The organism is Pseudomonas sp. P4_B4 (assembly GCF_056402255.1).
Window position 1 is genome coordinate 70958 of record NZ_JBFUHS010000022.1, and the last position, 18296, is coordinate 89253.

The following is an 18296-nucleotide window of genomic DNA, read 5'->3' on the forward strand; positions in this document are numbered from 1 at the left end:
TCGCGAGCAGGCTCACTCCCACAGTTTGATTTGCGTGAAATTACTGAGCGTGCGCCCACGGCAAAATCGGAATCGCCGTTACCGCATTCTGCGGGCTACCCTCGATCAGGCGATCGCTATACACCAGATACACCAGTGTATTGCGCTTCTTGTCGAGGAAGCGCACCACCTGCATGGTCTTGAACACCAGGGACGTGCGCTCCTTGAACACCTCGTCGCCATCCTTGAGCTCACCCCTGAAGCTGATCGGCCCGACCTGCCGGCAAGCGATAGACGCTTCGGCACGATCCTCAGCCAAACCAAGACCACCCTTCACCCCACCGGTCTTGGCGCGCGACAGATAGCAAGTCACACCATCGACCTTGGGATCATCAAAGGCCTCGACCACGATCCGGTCATTCGGCCCGACAAACTTGAACACCGTCGACACCTGACCAATCTCTTCGGCCGAAGCCAGCAGCGGCATCGCCAGCAATAGCCCCAACAATCCTTTTGCCACACGCATTCAGGTATTCCCTCAGACCAGGATCAGGTTATCGCGGTGAACCAGCTCCGGCTCCGCCATGTAACCCAACAGACCGACAATCGCCTCAGACGACTGACCGATGATTTTTTGCGCTTCCAGCGCACTGTAGTTGGCCAGGCCACGGGCAATCTCACGACCGTCCGGCGCCACGCAGACCACCATCTCACCGCGACGGAAGCTGCCCTGCACCAATTTGACCCCGACCGGTAGCAAGCTCTTGTTGCCTTGGGACAACGCGATCACCGCACCAGCATCCAGCACCAGAGTGCCACGGGTTTGCAGATGACCGGCCAGCCACTGCTTGCGTGCCGCCAGCATGCCGCGCTCCGGCGATAGCAAGGTGCCGATGCGCTCGCCCGCCTTGAGGCGATCCAGCACACGCTCGATGCGCCCACCAACGATGATGGTATGAGCACCGGAACGGGCCGCCAGACGCGCAGCACGCAATTTGGTCTGCATGCCACCACGCCCCAGCGCACCGCCCGTGCCGCCCGCCACCGCGTCGAGCGCCGGATCATCGGCACGCGCCTCGTAAATCAGCTGGGCATCCGGATTGTTGCGCGGATCGGCATCGAACATGCCGTCGCGATCCGTCAGGATCACCAGCAAATCCGCCTCGACCAGGTTCGCCACCAGCGCTGCCAGGGTGTCGTTGTCGCCAAAACGGATTTCGTCGGTGACCACGGTGTCATTCTCGTTGATCACCGGAATGACTTTCAGCTCGACCAGTGCGCGCAAGGTGCTGCGGGCGTTCAGGTAGCGCTTGCGATCGGACAAGTCGTCGTGAGTCAGGAGAATCTGCGCGGTATGCCGGCCATGCTCGGCAAAGCTCGACTCCCAGGCCTGCACCAACCCCATCTGGCCGATTGCGGCGGCAGCTTGAAGCTCGTGCATCGCACTGGGTCGCGAGGTCCAGCCCAAACGGCTCATGCCGGCCGCCACCGCCCCGGAGGACACCAGCACCAACTCGACACCCGCCTCATGCAAGGCCACCATCTGCTCAACCCAGACACCCATTGCCGCGCGATCCAGGCCTTTGCCGTCCGCCGTCAGCAAAGCGCTGCCGATCTTCACGACCCAACGCTGCGCACCTGTCACCTTGCTCCGCATCATCTTCAACCCTAGCTTGAGGGCAGCGCGACCTAGCACTGCCCGTGACGTTATTCGTGGTTATTCGTGACCAACAATCGATTTCCAGATACCAAAACGCCGCTCGATTGAGCGGCGCTTAAGTTTATCGCAACGAATCAGTCACGCACGTAAATGATTTCCGGACCGTCTTCGTCATCCACATCTTCTTCATCCCAATCATCGTCGCCGATGTCGTGGACCGACTTCACGCCGCTGCGACGCAGTGCACGCTTGTCATCCAGCGCCTGCAGTTGCGCGCGAGCTTCGTCTTCGATGCGCTGATCGAGATCAGCCAGCTCTTCCTTGTAAGCCGGGTCATTGGCCAGGCGATCAGCACGATCTTCCATGTAACGCATGATGTCGTGGCACAGACGCTCGGTACCGAGCTTGGAGATGGCCGAGATCACGTAGACCGGACCAGTCCATTCCAGGCGATCAACGACTTCCTTGACGCGAGCATCGTGCTCCTCATCAAGGATCTGGTCGCACTTGTTCAGGACCAGCCAGCGATCACGCTCCGCCAGGGACGGGCTGAACTTGATCAGCTCGTTGACGATCACTTCAGCGGCATCCGGTGCGCTGGCGTCATCCAGCGGCGCCATGTCCACAAGGTGCAGCAGCAGACGCGTACGCGCCAAGTGCTTGAGGAAGCGAATGCCCAGACCAGCACCTTCGGAAGCGCCTTCGATCAGCCCCGGAATATCGGCAATGACGAAGCTCTTCCAGCGATCGACGCTGACCACACCCAGGTTCGGCACCAGCGTGGTGAACGGGTAGTCGGCAACTTTCGGCTTGGCAGCCGAAACCGAACGGATAAAGGTACTTTTACCGGCGTTCGGCAAGCCCAGCAGACCGACGTCAGCCAGTACTTTCATTTCCAGCTTCAGGTCGCGCTGCTCACCCGGCTTGCCCGGAGTGGTCTGGCGCGGCGCACGGTTGGTACTGGATTTGAAACGGGTGTTGCCCAGACCGTGCCAGCCGCCCTGCACTACCATCAATTTCTGACCGGCCTTGGTCAGGTCGCCGATGACTTCCTGAGTCGCGGAGTCGATCACCGTGGTGCCGACCGGAACGCGCAGGATCAGGTCTTCACCCTTCTTGCCGGTGCAGTCGGTGCTGCCGCCGTTGGAGCCACGCTCGGCATCGAAGTGCCGGGTGTAACGGTAGTCCACCAGGGTATTGAGGTTTTCGTCGGCCATCATGTAGATGGAACCGCCGTCACCGCCATCACCGCCGTTCGGGCCACCGTTCTCGATAAATTTTTCCCGACGGAAACTCATGGCGCCATTGCCGCCGTCACCAGCCTTTACTCGAATCGATACTTCATCAACAAACTTCATAACAAACGCCTCTCGCCATACGGACGAGCCGAAAAACAATCAAGACATAAGACTCTTGCAAAAATGAGCGCAGCGACCCCAAACCACGACACCTACATCGTACGCCGACAGCCCATACAAACAGCTTTGCAAGAGACTCACCCCACAAACGAAAAAGCCCCGTCGCGAGACAGGGCTTTTCCAGCGATCGCGCAATTAAGCTGCGACTACGCTCACGTAACGACGACCGAAGGCGCCTTTTACTTCGAACTTGATCACGCCTTCGACTTTAGCGAAGAGGGTGTGATCTTTACCCATGCCAACGCCGTAGCCAGCGTGGAATTGGGTGCCGCGCTGACGCACGATGATGTTGCCTGCTTTGATAGCCTGGCCGCCATACATCTTCACGCCAAGGCGTTTGGCTTCTGAGTCGCGACCGTTACGGGTACTACCACCAGCTTTTTTGTGTGCCATGAGTTCAATTCTCCTAGTGAGGAATTAGGCTGTAATTAAGCCTGAATACCGGTGATTTTGATCTCGGTGTACCACTGGCGGTGGCCCATACGCTTCATGTGGTGCTTACGGCGACGGAACTTGATGATGCGGACTTTATCGTGACGACCTTGGGAGATCACTTCAGCCACAACGGTAGCGCCAGCAACAACTGGAGCGCCGATATTCACGTCGTCACCGTTGGCAACCAACAGAACGCGATCAAAGGTAACGGATTCGCCGGTAGCGATTTCCAGTTTTTCGATCTTCAGGTATTCACCTGGGGCGACTTTGTACTGCTTGCCGCCAGTAACGATTACTGCATAAGACATGGTATTTCTCCGATAATCCTGCTCACCCAGCTCTTTATAAGAAGAGGTATTGGCTGGCATGGCTGCATGGGGCTGGAGGCCCGCTTGCAATTGCGTAAGGCAGGTGCTGCCCAGGAAGTTCAGGGTGCGCGATTGTACGCAAGCCACGAGCGCCTTGCAAGGGGCCGTCCATCGCGCCTTGACAGGCCCGGACGTGGGTCCTAGCATGCCGCGCAACCCTTCTGGAGCGACTGTCGCTGATGCAACCCCAAGCTTTCTACCGCGCGGTGGCGGACGATTTTAGCGCCGTCGACGGCATCATCAAGAAGCAGCTGACTTCGCGCGTGCCGCTTGTATCGAAAATCGGCGATTACATCACCTCGGCCGGCGGCAAACGCCTGCGTCCTTTATTGGTGCTGCTGTGTGGCAAGGCCCTGGGTCGCGAAGGCGATGACCTGCGCCTGCTGGCCGCGACCATCGAGTTCCTGCACACCGCTACCCTGCTGCATGACGATGTGGTCGACATGTCCGGCATGCGCCGTGGCCGCTCGACCGCCAACGCCATGTGGGGCAACGCGCCAAGCGTGCTGGTCGGTGACTTCCTGTATTCGCGCTCGTTCGAAATGATGGTCGAGCTGGGCTCGATGCCGGTGATGAAGATCCTGTCGCAGGCCACGCGCATCATCGCTGAAGGCGAAGTGTTGCAGCTGTCGAAGGTTCGTGACGCCAGCACCACTGAAGAAACCTACATGGAAGTCATCCGCGGCAAGACCGCGATGCTCTTCGAAGCCTCGACCCACAGCGCCGCCGCCCTGTGCGAAGCCTCGCAAGAACAGGCCGAAGCCCTGCGTACATTCGGTGATCACCTGGGCGTTGCCTTCCAGCTTGTCGACGACCTGCTCGATTACAAAGGCGACGCCGAAACCCTGGGCAAGAACGTCGGTGACGATCTGGCCGAAGGCAAGCCGACCCTGCCGCTGATCTACACCATGCGCGAAGGCACGCCGGAACAGGCCGCCCTGGTGCGCAAGGCGATCCAGAAAGGCGGAATCGAAGACCTGGAAAGCATCCGCGAAGCCGTGGAAGCCTCGGGCTCGCTGGAGTACACCGCGCAACTGGCCCGCGATTATGTGGCCCGCGCGATCAAGTGCCTCGAAACGCTGCCTGCTAGCGAGTACCGCGATGCACTGGTTGAACTGAGTGAGTTCGCGGTCGCGCGTACGCACTAAAAGAACCTGTGGCGAGGGGGCAACCCCCCCTCGCCACAGGTTCGCTCCCTCAGGTTTTCCTGCGTTATACCCTCTCCCGCCTAAAACCCTATACAATGTGCGCTTTTTAGCGATCCTGAATCCAAGGAGCCTTAGTGAGCACGTTGCCACCCTGCCCAAAATGCAATTCCGAATACACCTATGAAGACGGCGCCCAGCTGATCTGCCCTGAGTGCGCCCACGAATGGTCCGCGAGCGGTGAAGCCGAAGCTGTGTCCGATCACGCAGTGAAGAAGGATTCGGTCGGCAACGTCCTGCAGGACGGCGACACCATCACCGTGATCAAGGACCTCAAGGTCAAGGGTACGTCTTTGGTGGTCAAGGTCGGCACCAAGGTCAAGAACATCCGCCTGTGCGATGGCGATCACGACATCGATTGCAAGATCGACGGCATCGGCCCGATGAAACTCAAGTCCGAGTTCGTCAGAAAAGTCTGAACCGGCTGTTGTCCATCCCGCGCCCGGCGTGGGATGGCGCCTCACCCTCCCCCGTTTCGCCCATTAAATCCTCGCAATAGCCAAACGCCAGTCGCTTTGACCTGACGCAATCTTTACCCGGGAAAAAACGCAAACCGCCAATAGGCCCTTGCTATTTAATGAATAAGAATTATTCTCATCAATCCTTCAATGGAGATGAGAACCATGACTTATTTGATCGATGCCTGGCTGGACCGCCCACACCCTTACCTCAGGATCCTGCATCGGGAAACCGGGGAAGTCTGTGCCGTGCTGGAAGAGGAAGCCTTGAACGAGCTGCAGGATCAGGGTGACCTGGACGTCAGCGGTTTGAGTTCAAGCGAGCCAGTGGTGCTCAAGGAACTGGTGCGTAATCTGTTTCTGTTCTGCTATGCCCGGGCTTTGCGCCCGCACAGCGAACTGCACCACAAGATCGAAATATGAAACACCGTAAAAAAACTGTGGGAGCGGGCTTGCTCGCGATGACTGACTGACATTCAACATCGCTGTCGACTGTTATGCCGCCTTCGCGAGCAAGTCGGATCGCCGCACCGTCGCTCCCACATTAGCCCGTCATAGCGACAGGCCAGGTCTTACAGAACGTCGAGCAACTCGACGTCGAACACCAGTACGCTGTGCGGCGGAATGCTGCCAACGCCTTGAGCGCCGTAAGCCAGTTCGCTCGGCACGTACAGGCGCCATTTGCTGCCGGCGTTCATCAGTTGCAGGGCTTCGGTCCAGCCGGCGATCACGCCGCCAACCGGGAATTCTGCAGGCTCGCCGCGATCATAGGAGCTGTCGAACACAGTGCCGTCGATCAGGGTGCCGTGGTAGTGAGTACGCACGGAGTCTTCACGGGATGGCTTGGCGCCTTCGCCAGCGGTCAGCACTTCGAACTGCAGGCCGGAAGCCAGAGTGGTGATGCCGTCACGCTTGGCGTTTTCAGCCAGGAAGGCCAGGCCTTCGCCAGCAGCCGCTTCAGCCTTGGCTGCAGCTTCGGCCTGCATGATTTCGCGGATGACTTTGAAGCTGGCGGACATTTCTTCCTGACCCACACGGCTTGGCTTGCCGGCGAATGCGTCGGTCAAACCTGCCAGGATCGCGTCCAGGCTTACGCCCGGTGGCGGGTTGTCGCGCAGTTGGTCGCCCAGCTGACGGCCAATACCGTAGCTGACGCGGGTTTCGTCGGTGGACAGATTTACTTCGGACATGACACTGCTCCGCTGTGCGGACGGCTCGGGAACTTGCCATGCGTACACAGCGCGTCCCGGAGCGCCCGGAACCAAAAGGGCCAGCAGACTAGCACAGATGTCATGCCATTGATGAGGGGCGTCAGGCGATCGGCACCTTCAGGTTTTCCTCGACATCGGCAACCAACCCGCACATTTCGTCATGTACGACTGTGTGCACGAGGTTGAAGTGCAACTTGGGAAAGGAGCGCAGCACATCACGGGCATGCTCCACCGAACGCAGGCTCATCATGTGCCCGTGCGTATCGCTCAAGGGATACGCCGTGCCATGCATCCGCGCCTCCAGCAGGTAGATGCCCCCCTCCATAGAGATCAGGTTCAGCTCATCGACCTTCCCGGCGACGGCATACGCATTCAACTCTTGCAGGTTCATGAGCGCACCTCACGCAGTAGCGAGCCAATCTCATTACAGGGATAGGCCTCGGCGCATCAAAGCACAAGCCACAAACGACGCCGCCCGTCTGTTTTGCAACAGACGGGCGGCGTGTTTCATGGGGCCAGCAATGGATCAGTGCTTGGTGACTTTATCCAGGTAACCCATGGCGAATGCCGATACCACGAAAGTCATGTGGATGATCACGTACCACTGCAAATGTTCAGGGTTGACGTTCTTGGCGTCCATGAAGATGCGCAGCAGGTGAATCGACGAAATCGCCACGATCGACGCGGCCACTTTCATCTTCAGTGACGAAGAGTCCATGGTGCCCAGCCAGTTGAGCTTCTCCTTGCTGTCGTCGATGTCCAGTTGCGAGACGAAGTTCTCGTAGCCGGAAATCATCACCATCACCAGCAAACCGCCCACCAGCGCCATGTCGATCAGCGACAGCAGCACCAGGATCATGTCCGATTCGGCCATTGAAAACACGTTCGGGATGACGTGGAAGACTTCCTGGAAGAATTTCAGTGCCAGCGCCAACAGCCCGAGGGATAGGCCGAAATAGATCGGCGCCAGCAGCCAGCGCGAGGCGTACATTGTATTTTCGATAAAGCGTTCCATTGAATCTCACATGTGGACTGAAAACGGCCGCGAGTATAACAGCCGCCCGTCTATACCCAGAAGCAGCCAGAAACCGTCGGAAAATCCGTCACCTGCGCCTGTGTATCAAGGTTTTTCTGCTAGTGTCCAAATCATTGACTGCTCAGTGATATCGGACAGGAAGACTGGAAATGGATGTGCGATTGCCTTTGACGAGTGCCGGTATCTGCCTGGCGCTGCTGCTAAGCGGCTGCTCACCCAGCGATGAAAAACGCCAGGTCAGCCTCGAAGAAAAAACCGCGCAGTTCGAAAAGTCGCTGGACGCTATCCAGGATCCAAAGCTCAAGGATGCCGTGTCGGAGCTGGGCGGCTCACTGCTGCTGCTTGAACGCGCACAACTCAAGCTCGACAGCAAACCAGTTGAAACCGAATACGGCGAAGACACCCTCGCCATGCTCAAGCACTATCCGAGCCCGCAGGCCCTGGTCGACACCTACATCAACGGGTTGTTCGTGCTGCAAAAGGACTCCAGCTCCGACTACCTGACCGACTTGCAACCGGTGTTTCCCTTCACGTTCAGCGTTCCTGCCGCATTTTTGTTTCCCCATGGCCTGGAATGGCAGTCGGTCACGCTGAGCAACAAGCGAGTGATTGCGTTCCAGCCGGAATGGTCGGAAACCGACCCTGGCATCCAGTTGAGCCCATCGAGTTCCAACCTGACCAACCCCGATGACCTGACCGTGGCCTATCCCTTCATCGAAGGCCTCGACATCGACAGAAAGCAGCAGCCGCAACCGGTGAGCCTGCAAGGTAAAGTCGAAGTCGTCGCGCCACGCCGCCTCTACAGCTTCGATCTGACGAAAAAGGACGTAGGCCAGACCCGCACCAATGACAACCTGAGCGTCACCCTGCTCTCATTGACGAACAACTACGCGGAAATCGAATACAACAACAGCGCGCCGCTGGCCCCAGAAGTCAGTGAAACACCGCTGAACCCGCTGATCGTCCAGGCCATGGACAGCACCGGGCAATTCATCTCGCGCGCCGGCTCAATCAACGAAACCGCGGTACAAATCGCCTTCTATCAGCAGCAGCTGGCCAAGATGCAGCAGCAAAAGAGCTGGAGTGAGTCCCTGGAAAAACAGCTCGACGAAGAACAACGCAACTTTGAGAAACAGCAGGCTCGACATTATTCGAAGGTGTACTTCAACGGGACGATCGAAACCCTCGAAGTCAGCATGCTGGATTTTTCCGCCGTCACGGTCACCCGCAAGGACCTCGACCTGCCGATCCGGCGTTTCGATGCCAATACCACGGACAAGTCCATCCAGCCCTTGAACCTGCCCGTGGTGGTCTATGACGACCAGGCGGCGGGCTGGCTGAAAGGAGCAACGCTGAGCGAGGACCAACTGAAAAAGAACGTCAACATCAGTCAGTCGGTCGACGACCCCAGCGCGGCACGAATCGAATTCACTCATCTGCGCAGCTTCAACGATGAACTGCTCGGCACGTCGTTCAACCCTGGTCAAAGTCCGGTGAGTTTCTTTACCGAAGACGCGAGTGGCAAACGCGACGAGCCGATCGAGTTGCCGCCCGAGGCATACCAGATCGACCCCCTGCGCGGCACCATCACTTACGATCTGAATCTGTTTCCGCAAACGCCGGCCTATGCGGTGGGCTCGATGCCGCTGTTCCTGGCCACGGTCGAGCAAAAAACCGTCGATGCCCGCCAACTGCCCAAAGGCCTTGAGCTCAAAAACAATGCACTGGTGGTGGACCTGAAGGCGTTTCCCGCCCAGGACTGGCGCTTTTTCGCCAAGGACGACAGCGGTAATTACTTGAAGGAGATTCTATCGGTCAGCCATGACGCGAGCGCACAAGGTCCGGCGCAGTTTGCCGTGCATTACTTCTACGGGCAGCCTACGCACCTGGAAACCTATCAGCGCACTGACCTCGACACCGTGCAATATGGTTTCGAGGTCAAACTCGACAAGGCCGACATGACGCGCCTTGATCAATAGTGCGACTCAGTGCTCGGGGTGAAACTCGAAGCTGCCCATGTTTCGGCAGCGACCCCCGTTGATTTCCCGCAGTTGGGCTTGCAGGTGCAGGCACCAGATTTGCGGATCGTCGGCCAACTCGTAGCCGTGCAAGGTCAGGCTTTCAACGATGGTGTCGAGGATTGATTCAGCGACGAATGGACCGTGAAACGGGCCTTGGGCCTTGATGGCCGAAGGTTGTTCACCGGCCATTCCGGCGGCGAACAGCAGAGTCCACATGCCCGTATCTCCCGCCAATGGACGGATGGAACACTCGATACGGGTCACAAGGCCCAGGCATTGACGGGTGAGGCAGAGGTTGCGCGACATGGCGGCGACCCTCGGTAGATCCGGTATTCAGCCCCCATGGGAAGGCTGTTTCGATCCTGTGATTACTATCGATATCCCTGAGCTGAGAATAGAAGAAAAGTCTGCCTTGCAGGCCGGGCGAGACCGAAAGGCGCCGAATGGTCACAGTATGAATATTGACGTCATTTCGATGACGCTTTTCCAGTGTTCACACAAACAAATGTGGGAGCGGCGGTGCGGCGATCCGACTTGCTCGCGAATGCGTCTTTTCATTCAACATTTATGTTGGCTGATACGCCGCTTTCGCGAGCAAGTCGGATCGCCGCACCGCCGCTCCCACATGGGTTACTGCATCAGGCCGGTTTTGTTTCCGCCAACGCCTCTTGCGCCAACTCTTTCTCGGCTTCCTTCAGATCATCTTCACTGATCATTTCCGCGATAACCCGCAAGCGCTCCACGACCCGTGCGTTCACGCTGCCTTCAGGGAATTCGCCATTCTCGTTCGGCTCGCCGGCCGGCTCGCCGACCAGCAAACTCAAGGCTTCGTCGGCCTGACGGACCGCGTAGACATGGAACTGCCCCGCACGCACAGCCGTCAGCACCTTCTCGTCGAGCATCAGCGTAGCGACGTTGGCGTGAGGAATGATTGCCCCCTGCTCGCCGGTCAACCCGCGGGCTTCGCACAGACGGAAGAAGCCCTCGATCTTTTCGTTGACTCCGCCGACCGCCTGCACTTCGCCGAACTGGTTGATCGAACCGGTGATGGCAAAGCACTGCTTGAGCGGGGTTTTCGACAAGGCCGAGATCAGGGTGCAGGCTTCGCCCAGGGAAGCACTGTCGCCATCGACATAACCATAGGATTGCTCCAGGGCGATGCTCGCGGAAATCGCCAGCGGAAACTCCTGGGCGTAACGGCTGCCCAGATAACCGGTAAGGATCATCACGCCTTTGGAGTGGATTGGCTGGCCGAGGTTGACCTCGCGCTCGATGTCGACAATGCCGCTGCCGCCCGGGTACACCGTGGCGGAAATCCGCGCCGGTATACCAAAGGCCGAGTCACCGACTTCCAGCACCGTCAAGCCGTTGCACTTGCCGACCGCCGCGCCCGCGGTGTCGATCAGGATGATCCCGGCCAGCATGTCATCGAGAATCCGCGCCGAAACCCGCCCGGTCCGCGTGGCCTTGGCCTTGAGCGCACGCTCGATATGCCCCGCGTCGGTCATTTCATCGCCTGCCAAGTGACGAATGAAATCCGCCTCGCTGACCAACTGGAACAAGTCCCCGATACGCGCCGACAAGCGCCCCTGGTGCTCGGCCAGACGCGCACTGTAGGTCGCCAGGCGTGCCACCGCATCGGCGGTCAGCGGTGCCATGCCTTCTTCGGAAGTACGGGTTTTGAGCAACTGGGCGAACTGCTCCAGGCTCTCGTCGACCATCGGGATGTCTTCGTCGAAATCCACCAGGACGCGGAACATCTCCTGGAAGTCCGGATCGAGGTCTTGCAGCGTGTAATACAGCTGACGCGCACCGATGATGACGACTTTGACCTGCAACGGAATGTGTTGCGGTGTCAGGGTCACGGTGGCCAGACGGCCCAGTTCACCCAGCGGCGATTCCATTTTCAGCTTGCGCGATTGCAGGGCGCGTTTCAGCGCGTCCCACACGAACGGCTCGCTGAGCATTTTGTCCGCTTCAAGGATCAGGAAACCGCCATTGGCCCGGTGCAAGGCACCCGGCCGCAGTTGGCGGTAGGTGGTGTACAGCGCGCCCTGATCGGTGCTGTATTCGATACGACCGAAAAGGTTTTCGTAGGTCGGGTGCGGCTCGAACACCACCGGCGCACCGCCGCTGGCCGAATGACCGACCACCAGGCTCGGCGCGTATTGCTCTTCCAGCAACTTGCGGGCGACAGCGTCGGTCTTGCTGTCGTCCACCAGTTGCTCGACCACGGTCTTGAGCAAGTACACCTGCATGGCTTGCAGATAACCGCATACCGCCGCGTTCTCGGCGTACTTCTCCGACAATGGCGACAACAATGGCTGCAAGGCCAGGGTGATGGTTTCCTCGTTCAGATGACGCAGTTGGTTGCTCGACTCACGCTTCCATTGCGGCAGGCTGGCGAGCTCTTCGTTCAGGCGCTCCTCCAGCACGGAAATATCCTCGTGAAAGCGCTCGCGCTCGGCTTCCGGCAGTTGCGCGAATTCAGCTTCGTCCAACGCCTTGCCGTCGCCCATTGGGGTGAAGGCGATATTGCTGGCGTCGCGGTACAGCGCGACGTCCTTTTCCAGTGCCAGACGCTCGATGACGTCCAGGGCCTTGTCGTAGCGCTGGTTGAAGGCGCGGTCGATGGCGCTTTTCTTCTGCTGGTAGGACGGATGCTCGAAGACTGCCGGAAAGGTCGCCAGCAGGTTGTCGATCAGACCGTTGATATCTCCAATGAAGTTACCGGCAGTGCCCGACGGCAGTTCCAGTGCGCGCGGCTCGCGCGGCTCATCGAAATTGTTGACGTAGACCCAGTCCGCCGGGGTCTGCAGGCGCTTGCCTTCGGCCTTGAGGTAGCGTTTGACGAACGAGAACCGGCCAGTGCCGGGCTCGCCCATGACGAATACGTTGTAACCGGGGCGTGGCATGGCCACACCGAACTGCAAGGCTTCGACCGCACGTTCCTGGCCAAGCACACCGCGAAAGGGCTCCAGATCATTGGTGGTAGAGAAGCTGAACTGTTCAGCGGAAAACGGACGGGTCAGCGCTTCGGGCGCTAGACGCAAGCTGGCAGCAACAGGATCAGGCATCGGGCTTCCTTAACAATCAGGCGGGGCAGATGGCAGCATTCTGGCGCCGCCCATGCCCGACTGGCAAGGAGCGCCGCAGGCCTGAGCATAGTCAATCCGCCAACCCCAGGCGGGCCGGGCTTGCGCCACGGTTTCCCATGAATGTTTTGCAAAAAATCACGGAGCCCCGTGATCGTGCCTAAACTCCAGACTGCGCGGCTGGACTAATGACCGGCCCACTGGCACCAGACGGGCCAGACTCCTTGTCTATTGGTAGGCACATAAAGAGAACAAAGCTATGAAACGGATTCTTCTCGGTACTCTCTTCACTGCTGTATCCATCAACGCCATGGCTCAGGCGCCAGGCGGCCCGGATTGCGGCTGGGGCAACATGCTGTTCGAAGGCCAGCGTGGTACTCCGGCTCACTTCATGGCATCCACCACCAACGGCACCTCAGGCAACGCAACCTTCGGCATGACCTCCGGCACCAACGGTTGTGCGACCAATGCGTCGCTGACCTATGGCGGCAAATCCTGGTTTGCCATGAATGGCATGATGAACGAGCTGTCCGAAGACATGGCCAAGGGTCAGGGCGAAGCGCTGACCACCTATGCCGTGGTACTGGGCGTGGCGCCGGAAGACCGTGCGCACTTTGCCGCCGTCACTCACGAGCACTTCCAGCAGATCTTCAGCAAGGCTGACGTGACTGCCGAAGACGTGCATACCAATACCCTGGCCGTGCTCAAAGCCGACCCTCGTCTGGCCAAGTACGCGACTCAAGCTTAAGCTCGACCCGCCCCGCTTCTTTCGGGAAGCGGGTTTTGTTTTTTGGACCTGCCTCTTTTGGGTCTTTTTCTCAAGTTTTTAAGTTGTCACTTATGCTCAATCGCCTTGCCTGGCTGGCGCTGTGTGCCTGCGCCCCGCTGTCCGCCGCGCCTCAGATAGACCCACAACATTTGCAGCAACTGGCCAACGACCCTTTCTGGATATCCCTGGGCCATTACGAAACCGCCAAGTTCGGCGGCTGGCGCAGTTATGTCAGCGACCGGAAATTCTTCCTCGCCGCTGACGGCAATGAACATCCGGACCATGAACTGGCGGCGACCGTGCAAGCCTTGTACGCCCCGGCCAGTGCCGGTGAAACACACGCTCAATGTGTCTACCCGGCCCGCACCCGCTGGCTGAAAGAACAACTCGGCCTGAGCGGACTGCCGACGCCGGCCTGCGCCGAATTCAAGCAATGGTTCAAGGACGTCTCGCCCGACAGCGCGGTGATGATATTCCCGGCGGCCTATCTGAACAGCCCGTCCTCGATGTTTGGCCATACCCTGCTGCGCATCGACCAGGCCGAGGTGAAGAGCGACAAGACTTCGCTGCTCAGTTATGCGATCAACTTCGGCGCCTACATCGAGGGCTCGGACAACAGCATCCTCTATGCCTGGAAAGGCCTGATGGGCGGCTATCCCGGCCTGTTCGCGCTGGTGCCCTACCAGGAAAAACTCTCGGAATACCGTAGCCTGGAAAACCGCGACCTGTGGGAGTACCGCCTGAACCTGACCCGGCAGGAAACCGCGCGCATGGTCGAGCACGTCTGGGAGCTGAAGCAGATCAAGTTCGACTATTTCTTCTTCGACGAGAACTGCTCATACCGTTTGCTGGAACTGCTGCAAGTGGCCCGCCCGAGCCTGCGCCTGACCGAGCAGTTCCCACTCACCGCCATCCCGACCGACACCGTCAAAGCCGTGAAAGAGGCCGGGCTGGTGGAATCGATCCAGTATCGCCCGTCCCGGGAGCGCGAACTGCTCAGTCGCGCCGAGCCGTTGAACCCTGAAGAACAGCAATGGGTGCTGAAAATCAGTGCCGATCAGAAACAATTGCAAGACCCGGCCTTCAAGGCTCAACCCCGCGACCGCCAGGCGCTGATCATCGATGCGGCCTATCGCCTGGAGCGTTACCGCGCCAACGGTCAGGAACGCGACCCGGCACGCGCCCAGCGCAGCTTCGAACTGCTGCGGGCAATCAACCAGAATCCGGCGCCGGAGCTGGATATCCCACAACCGGGCCTGCCTGAAGACGGTCACGAGTCCCGCACCTGGCAGCTCGGCCTCGGCACCCGTGGAGATAAGGCCTTTGGCGAGTACGGCTTGCGCATGGCTTATCACGACCTCAATGACAACAACGAAAGCTTTCCCCTTGGCGCGCAGATCGAAATCCTGCAATTGAAACTGCGCCAGTACGAAGGCAATGACTGGCAAGTGCAGCAACTGGACCTGGCAACCATTCGCTCCCTGACCCCGCGCAACGAGCTGCTGCAACCGCTGTCATGGCAAGTCACCGGTGGTCTGGAGCGAGTGCCGGGCAAGCATGATGACCAAACCCTGGTCATCCACGTCAACGGCGGCGGCGGTGGCACCTGGCAACTGGGCGACGACACGCTCGGCTTTGCCCTGGGCACCGTGCGTATTGAGCACAACAACGATTTCGCCGCATTCATCGCCCCGGCCGCCGGTTTCAACAGTGGTGTGCTGTGGAAAAACCCGCTGGGCAATTTGAGCCTGGAAGCCAAGGGCGATTTCTTCACCAATGGTGAAGTGCGTCGTAGCCTGAGCCTGAATCAGCAGTGGGAAATATCCCGCAATCTCGGACTGCGCTTGAGCGCCCAGCGCGAGTTCAGCCATTTGGCGACGGCCGAGAACGAAGTGATGCTTGAGCTGAAGTGGTATCACTACTGACCCGAATGCAGCGCAACTCCCTGTGGGAGCGGGCTTGCTCGCGAAAGGGGCGTGTCAGCCAACATCAATGTTGAGTGGCATATCGCATTCGCGAGCAAGCCCGCTCCCACAAGGGCTGTTTGGTGTTCGACGAAATGCTTACACACCTTTCACAACCACCCGACGAATCCACTTCTAGACTTTCTCTATGGGCCGCGTATCGGCTTGGGAGAGTGAGATGTGGTGGTATGCGGGATGGCTGGGTGTAAAGCCTGGCAGCAGCAGAAGGATCAGGACGCCGCACGGGCCTATCACTCGCCATAAGTCGCTTTCAGACATCCAGTGAAACCAAATGCCTGAGACCATGGCCAAAACCCTATACCGGGAGAATTCCATGAGCCGTGCCTTCGTCAATGAAGATAACGCCGCCGCGCAAGCCGATCAGCCTGTCGAACGGCAGGTCAGCGCGCAGCCCAATTACGTCACGCCGCAAGGCCTGGACCTGTTGCAGGGAAAAGTCGCCGAACTGCAAACCCTGCACGCCGAACAATCGGCCAGGGGCGAACAGGCCGACAAGCAGCGCCTGGCCGATCTCGAACGTGATTTGCGTTACTTCAAGCAACGCCTGGGCAGCGCTCAGGTCGTACTCGCTGCGACCTCGACCGAGAAAGTTCAAATCGGCAGTTGGGTGACTTACGCCGACGAACATGCCACCGAACGCCGGGTACAACTGGTGGGCGAAGATCAGGCCGATGCCGCCCACGGCCTGATCAACTGGAGTTCGCCGCTGGGTCGGGCACTGCTCGGTGCACGACTCAACGATGAAGTGCTGTGGCAGCGCCCCGTCGGGGATCAATTGATAGAAGTGATCCGTATCGAACCGACTTAGACGACGCCCTGGGCCAGCATGGCATCGGCGACTTTGACGAAGCCGGCGATGTTCGCACCCTTGACGTAGTTGACCCGGCCATTCTCTTCGCCGTAATGCACGCAAGCGTGGTGAATCGACTGCATGATCGCGTGCAGCTTGCTGTCCACTTCGCCACCGGTCCACGCCAGGCGCATGGCGTTCTGCGACATTTCCAGCCCGCTCACCGCCACGCCGCCGGCATTGGACGCCTTGCCCGGTGCGAACAGAATGTCGGCCTCGATGAACAGGTCCACCGCCTCAAGGGTGGTCGGCATGTTCGCGCCTTCGGCCACACAGATGCAGCCGTTGCGCAGCAAGGTGCGAGCGGCTTCGGCGTCCAGTTCGTTTTGCGTCGCGCATGGCAGCGCGATATCGCAGCTCAGGCTCCATGGCAGTTGGCCGGCGCGGAACTCCAGGCCAAAACGGCCGGCCAGTTCACGGATACGCCCGCGCTGTACGTTTTTCAGCTCCAGCACCGCCAGCCATTGCTCCTCGGTCAAGCCGCTTTCGCAATACAACGTGCCTTCGGAGTCGGACAGCGAAATCACCTTGCCGCCCAGGTCCATGACCTTGCGTGCGGCGTATTGCGCGACGTTGCCAGAACCGGAGATTGCCACTCGCTTGCCCTCGACGGCCAAACCGCGGCGCTTGAGCATTTCTTCGGCGAAGTACACGCAACCGAAACCGGTGGCTTCCGGGCGAATCAGGCTGCCGCCGTAGCTTGGGCCTTTGCCGGTCATCACGCTGGTGAACTGGTTGCTCAGGCGCTTGTACTGGCCGAACAGGAAACCGATTTCCCGCGCGCCGACACCGATGTCCCCGGCCGGTACGTCGACGTCGGCACCGATGTGGCGGTACAACTCGCTCATGAAGGCCTGGCAGAAGCGCATGACTTCGGCATCGCTTTTGCCTTTGGGGTCGAAGTCCGAACCGCCCTTGCCGCCGCCCATGGGCAATGAAGTCAGGGAGTTTTTGAAGGTCTGTTCGAAGGCGAGGAATTTCAGCACGCCCATGTTCACCGACGGGTGGAAACGCAGGCCCCCCTTGTACGGGCCGATCGCGCTGTTCATCTGGATGCGGAATCCGCGATTGACCTGGACCTGGCCCTGATCGTCGACCCACGACACTCGAAATACCACCGCCCGCTCCGGCTCGCAGATGCGCTCCAGGATGCCGGAGGTCAGGTAATGCGGATTGGCCTCAAGAAACGGCCACAGAGTGCGCAGGACTTCTTCTACAGCCTGGTGGAATTCGGGTTGGTCCGGATCGCGTTTTTTCAGGCGCGCAAGGAAGGTCTCGACGGATTCGATCATGGAAAAGTCTCGGCAAATTTATTGTCGTTGGAGGAGATTGAGCCGGACTGTAACAAACGATTCGCGCACAAGAACAGCGCAAAATGTCGCACTTATGAAATTAAATGGTGCACAGGATATAAATTAAACTGATTTTTTGAGCATTTTTGCACCTGAACAGGGATTCGCAATTCAAGTCTTGCACCATTAGAAACACCGCCTTCGCGAGCAAGCCCGCTCCCACATTTGAAATGCGTTCCACTAATGTGGGAGCGGGCTTGCTCGCGAATGGCGCGACTCGGTTTCACTGGAAGCGCGCAATCGGCATAGGGGACGGCCTTCATAGACCGTACCCCTGCCACACCACCCGGCATGCGGGTCCGCACCGGGCGGTTCGAGGGATTGAGGTCAGGAGAGACGTGGAAGTCCCAAGCGATCAAACCACGCGAGATTAAGCACCCAATTCAAGGCCCATCGACTGTTGTCCCACCAACGACGGGTGTTACATGCCACTTTCTGGGCGACTTCTTTACTC

General features: G+C 59.1%; 18 protein-coding genes. 7 read left to right on the forward strand and 11 right to left on the reverse strand.

Annotation, left to right across the window (positions count from 1 at the left end):
- Window positions 1-40: 40 nt before the first annotated feature.
- The 5 genes from AC1DVE_RS21645 to rplU form a co-directional block, all read right to left on the reverse strand.
- The gene (locus AC1DVE_RS21645; protein ID WP_090451491.1) at window positions 41-505 is read right to left on the reverse strand and encodes a CreA family protein; all 465 of its coding nucleotides are present in this window, start codon (window positions 503-505) and stop codon (window positions 41-43) included.
- Between the two features lie 12 nt (window positions 506-517).
- Window positions 518-1636, reverse strand: a complete 1119-nt coding sequence (proB, locus tag AC1DVE_RS21650; RefSeq protein ID WP_150727089.1) for a glutamate 5-kinase — start codon at window positions 1634-1636, stop codon at window positions 518-520.
- 137 nt (window positions 1637-1773) lie between these two features.
- The gene (gene cgtA, locus AC1DVE_RS21655; RefSeq protein ID WP_223454795.1) at window positions 1774-2997 is read right to left on the reverse strand and encodes an Obg family GTPase CgtA; all 1224 of its coding nucleotides are present in this window, start codon (window positions 2995-2997) and stop codon (window positions 1774-1776) included.
- Window positions 2998-3192: 195 nt separating this feature from the next.
- Window positions 3193-3450, reverse strand: coding sequence for a 50S ribosomal protein L27 (gene rpmA, locus AC1DVE_RS21660; protein WP_003281574.1), 258 nt, complete (start codon window positions 3448-3450; stop codon window positions 3193-3195).
- 35 nt (window positions 3451-3485) lie between these two features.
- Window positions 3486-3800, reverse strand: coding sequence for a 50S ribosomal protein L21 (rplU, locus tag AC1DVE_RS21665; protein WP_003176051.1), 315 nt, complete (start codon window positions 3798-3800; stop codon window positions 3486-3488).
- Window positions 3801-4039: 239 nt separating this feature from the next.
- On the opposite strand from rplU, the gene AC1DVE_RS21670 reads away from it, so the two are divergent.
- The 3 genes from AC1DVE_RS21670 (at window position 4040) to AC1DVE_RS21680 (ending at window position 5946) form a co-directional block, all read left to right on the forward strand.
- Window positions 4040-5008, forward strand: coding sequence for a polyprenyl synthetase family protein (locus AC1DVE_RS21670; protein WP_223454794.1), 969 nt, complete (start codon window positions 4040-4042; stop codon window positions 5006-5008).
- A 134-nt stretch (window positions 5009-5142) separates the two neighbouring features.
- The gene (locus AC1DVE_RS21675) at window positions 5143-5484 is read left to right on the forward strand and encodes a zinc ribbon domain-containing protein YjdM (protein ID WP_477784173.1); all 342 of its coding nucleotides are present in this window, start codon (window positions 5143-5145) and stop codon (window positions 5482-5484) included.
- Between the two features lie 204 nt (window positions 5485-5688).
- Window positions 5689-5946, forward strand: coding sequence for a PA4570 family protein (locus tag AC1DVE_RS21680; protein ID WP_217836406.1), 258 nt, complete (start codon window positions 5689-5691; stop codon window positions 5944-5946).
- Window positions 5947-6095: 149 nt separating this feature from the next.
- Here the strand turns inward: AC1DVE_RS21680 and AC1DVE_RS21685 are convergent, their stop codons facing one another.
- The 3 genes from AC1DVE_RS21685 to AC1DVE_RS21695 form a co-directional block, all read right to left on the reverse strand.
- The gene (locus AC1DVE_RS21685; protein ID WP_223454792.1) at window positions 6096-6713 is read right to left on the reverse strand and encodes an FKBP-type peptidyl-prolyl cis-trans isomerase; all 618 of its coding nucleotides are present in this window, start codon (window positions 6711-6713) and stop codon (window positions 6096-6098) included.
- Window positions 6714-6834: 121 nt separating this feature from the next.
- The gene (locus AC1DVE_RS21690; RefSeq protein ID WP_046041769.1) at window positions 6835-7125 is read right to left on the reverse strand and encodes a DUF6482 family protein; all 291 of its coding nucleotides are present in this window, start codon (window positions 7123-7125) and stop codon (window positions 6835-6837) included.
- Between the two features lie 135 nt (window positions 7126-7260).
- Window positions 7261-7749, reverse strand: coding sequence for a TIGR00645 family protein (locus tag AC1DVE_RS21695; RefSeq protein WP_223454790.1), 489 nt, complete (start codon window positions 7747-7749; stop codon window positions 7261-7263).
- Between the two features lie 170 nt (window positions 7750-7919).
- Between AC1DVE_RS21695 and AC1DVE_RS21700 the strand changes: the two genes are divergently transcribed.
- On the forward strand, window positions 7920-9749 hold the full coding sequence (locus tag AC1DVE_RS21700; protein ID WP_223454789.1) for a hypothetical protein: 1830 nt from the start codon (window positions 7920-7922) through the stop codon (window positions 9747-9749).
- Window positions 9750-9755: 6 nt separating this feature from the next.
- Here the strand turns inward: AC1DVE_RS21700 and AC1DVE_RS21705 are convergent, their stop codons facing one another.
- Both AC1DVE_RS21705 and AC1DVE_RS21710 read right to left on the reverse strand, forming a co-directional pair.
- Window positions 9756-10097 (reverse strand): PA4575 family protein, encoded by a 342-nt coding sequence (locus tag AC1DVE_RS21705; RefSeq protein WP_223532951.1) that lies wholly within the window; start codon window positions 10095-10097, stop codon window positions 9756-9758.
- Between the two features lie 332 nt (window positions 10098-10429).
- Complete coding sequence (locus AC1DVE_RS21710; protein ID WP_223454787.1) at window positions 10430-12868, reverse strand: Lon protease family protein; 2439 nt, start codon at window positions 12866-12868, stop codon at window positions 10430-10432.
- A 277-nt stretch (window positions 12869-13145) separates the two neighbouring features.
- On the opposite strand from AC1DVE_RS21710, the gene AC1DVE_RS21715 reads away from it, so the two are divergent.
- The 3 genes from AC1DVE_RS21715 (at window position 13146) to AC1DVE_RS21725 (ending at window position 16448) form a co-directional block, all read left to right on the forward strand.
- Window positions 13146-13634 (forward strand): DUF3015 domain-containing protein, encoded by a 489-nt coding sequence (locus tag AC1DVE_RS21715; protein ID WP_223454785.1) that lies wholly within the window; start codon window positions 13146-13148, stop codon window positions 13632-13634.
- A 92-nt stretch (window positions 13635-13726) separates the two neighbouring features.
- Window positions 13727-15580, forward strand: coding sequence for an Lnb N-terminal periplasmic domain-containing protein (locus AC1DVE_RS21720; RefSeq protein WP_223535852.1), 1854 nt, complete (start codon window positions 13727-13729; stop codon window positions 15578-15580).
- A 373-nt stretch (window positions 15581-15953) separates the two neighbouring features.
- Window positions 15954-16448 carry a GreA/GreB family elongation factor gene (locus AC1DVE_RS21725; RefSeq protein WP_223454782.1) on the forward strand — a complete coding sequence of 165 codons (495 nt, stop codon included), beginning with the start codon at window positions 15954-15956 and terminating at the stop codon, window positions 16446-16448.
- Here the strand turns inward: AC1DVE_RS21725 and gdhA are convergent.
- On the reverse strand, window positions 16445-17782 hold the full coding sequence (gene gdhA / locus AC1DVE_RS21730) for an NADP-specific glutamate dehydrogenase (protein WP_223532948.1): 1338 nt from the start codon (window positions 17780-17782) through the stop codon (window positions 16445-16447). The two genes, AC1DVE_RS21725 and gdhA, sit on opposite strands and share 4 nt — an antisense overlap.
- Window positions 17783-18296: the final 514 nt, after the last annotated feature.

Bases quoted from the DNA above. Each gene is read 5' to 3' on its own strand.
- AC1DVE_RS21645 (WP_090451491.1), bottom strand. From the start codon at position 505: ATGCGTGTGGCAAAAGGATTGTTGGGGCTATTGCTGGCGATGCCGCTG.
- proB (WP_150727089.1), bottom strand. From the start codon at position 1,636: ATGCGGAGCAAGGTGACAGGTGCGCAGCGTTGGGTCGTGAAGATCGGC.
- cgtA (WP_223454795.1), bottom strand. From the start codon at position 2,997: ATGAAGTTTGTTGATGAAGTATCGATTCGAGTAAAGGCTGGTGACGGC.
- rpmA (WP_003281574.1), bottom strand. From the start codon at position 3,450: ATGGCACACAAAAAAGCTGGTGGTAGTACCCGTAACGGTCGCGACTCA.
- rplU (WP_003176051.1), bottom strand. From the start codon at position 3,800: ATGTCTTATGCAGTAATCGTTACTGGCGGCAAGCAGTACAAAGTCGCC.
- AC1DVE_RS21670 (WP_223454794.1), top strand. From the start codon at position 4,040: ATGCAACCCCAAGCTTTCTACCGCGCGGTGGCGGACGATTTTAGCGCC.
- AC1DVE_RS21680 (WP_217836406.1), top strand. From the start codon at position 5,689: ATGACTTATTTGATCGATGCCTGGCTGGACCGCCCACACCCTTACCTC.
- AC1DVE_RS21685 (WP_223454792.1), bottom strand. From the start codon at position 6,713: ATGTCCGAAGTAAATCTGTCCACCGACGAAACCCGCGTCAGCTACGGT.
- AC1DVE_RS21690 (WP_046041769.1), bottom strand. From the start codon at position 7,125: ATGAACCTGCAAGAGTTGAATGCGTATGCCGTCGCCGGGAAGGTCGAT.
- AC1DVE_RS21695 (WP_223454790.1), bottom strand. From the start codon at position 7,749: ATGGAACGCTTTATCGAAAATACAATGTACGCCTCGCGCTGGCTGCTG.
- AC1DVE_RS21700 (WP_223454789.1), top strand. From the start codon at position 7,920: ATGGATGTGCGATTGCCTTTGACGAGTGCCGGTATCTGCCTGGCGCTG.
- AC1DVE_RS21705 (WP_223532951.1), bottom strand. From the start codon at position 10,097: ATGTCGCGCAACCTCTGCCTCACCCGTCAATGCCTGGGCCTTGTGACC.
- AC1DVE_RS21710 (WP_223454787.1), bottom strand. From the start codon at position 12,868: ATGCCTGATCCTGTTGCTGCCAGCTTGCGTCTAGCGCCCGAAGCGCTG.
- AC1DVE_RS21715 (WP_223454785.1), top strand. From the start codon at position 13,146: ATGAAACGGATTCTTCTCGGTACTCTCTTCACTGCTGTATCCATCAAC.
- AC1DVE_RS21720 (WP_223535852.1), top strand. From the start codon at position 13,727: ATGCTCAATCGCCTTGCCTGGCTGGCGCTGTGTGCCTGCGCCCCGCTG.
- AC1DVE_RS21725 (WP_223454782.1), top strand. From the start codon at position 15,954: ATGAGCCGTGCCTTCGTCAATGAAGATAACGCCGCCGCGCAAGCCGAT.
- gdhA (WP_223532948.1), bottom strand. From the start codon at position 17,782: ATGATCGAATCCGTCGAGACCTTCCTTGCGCGCCTGAAAAAACGCGAT.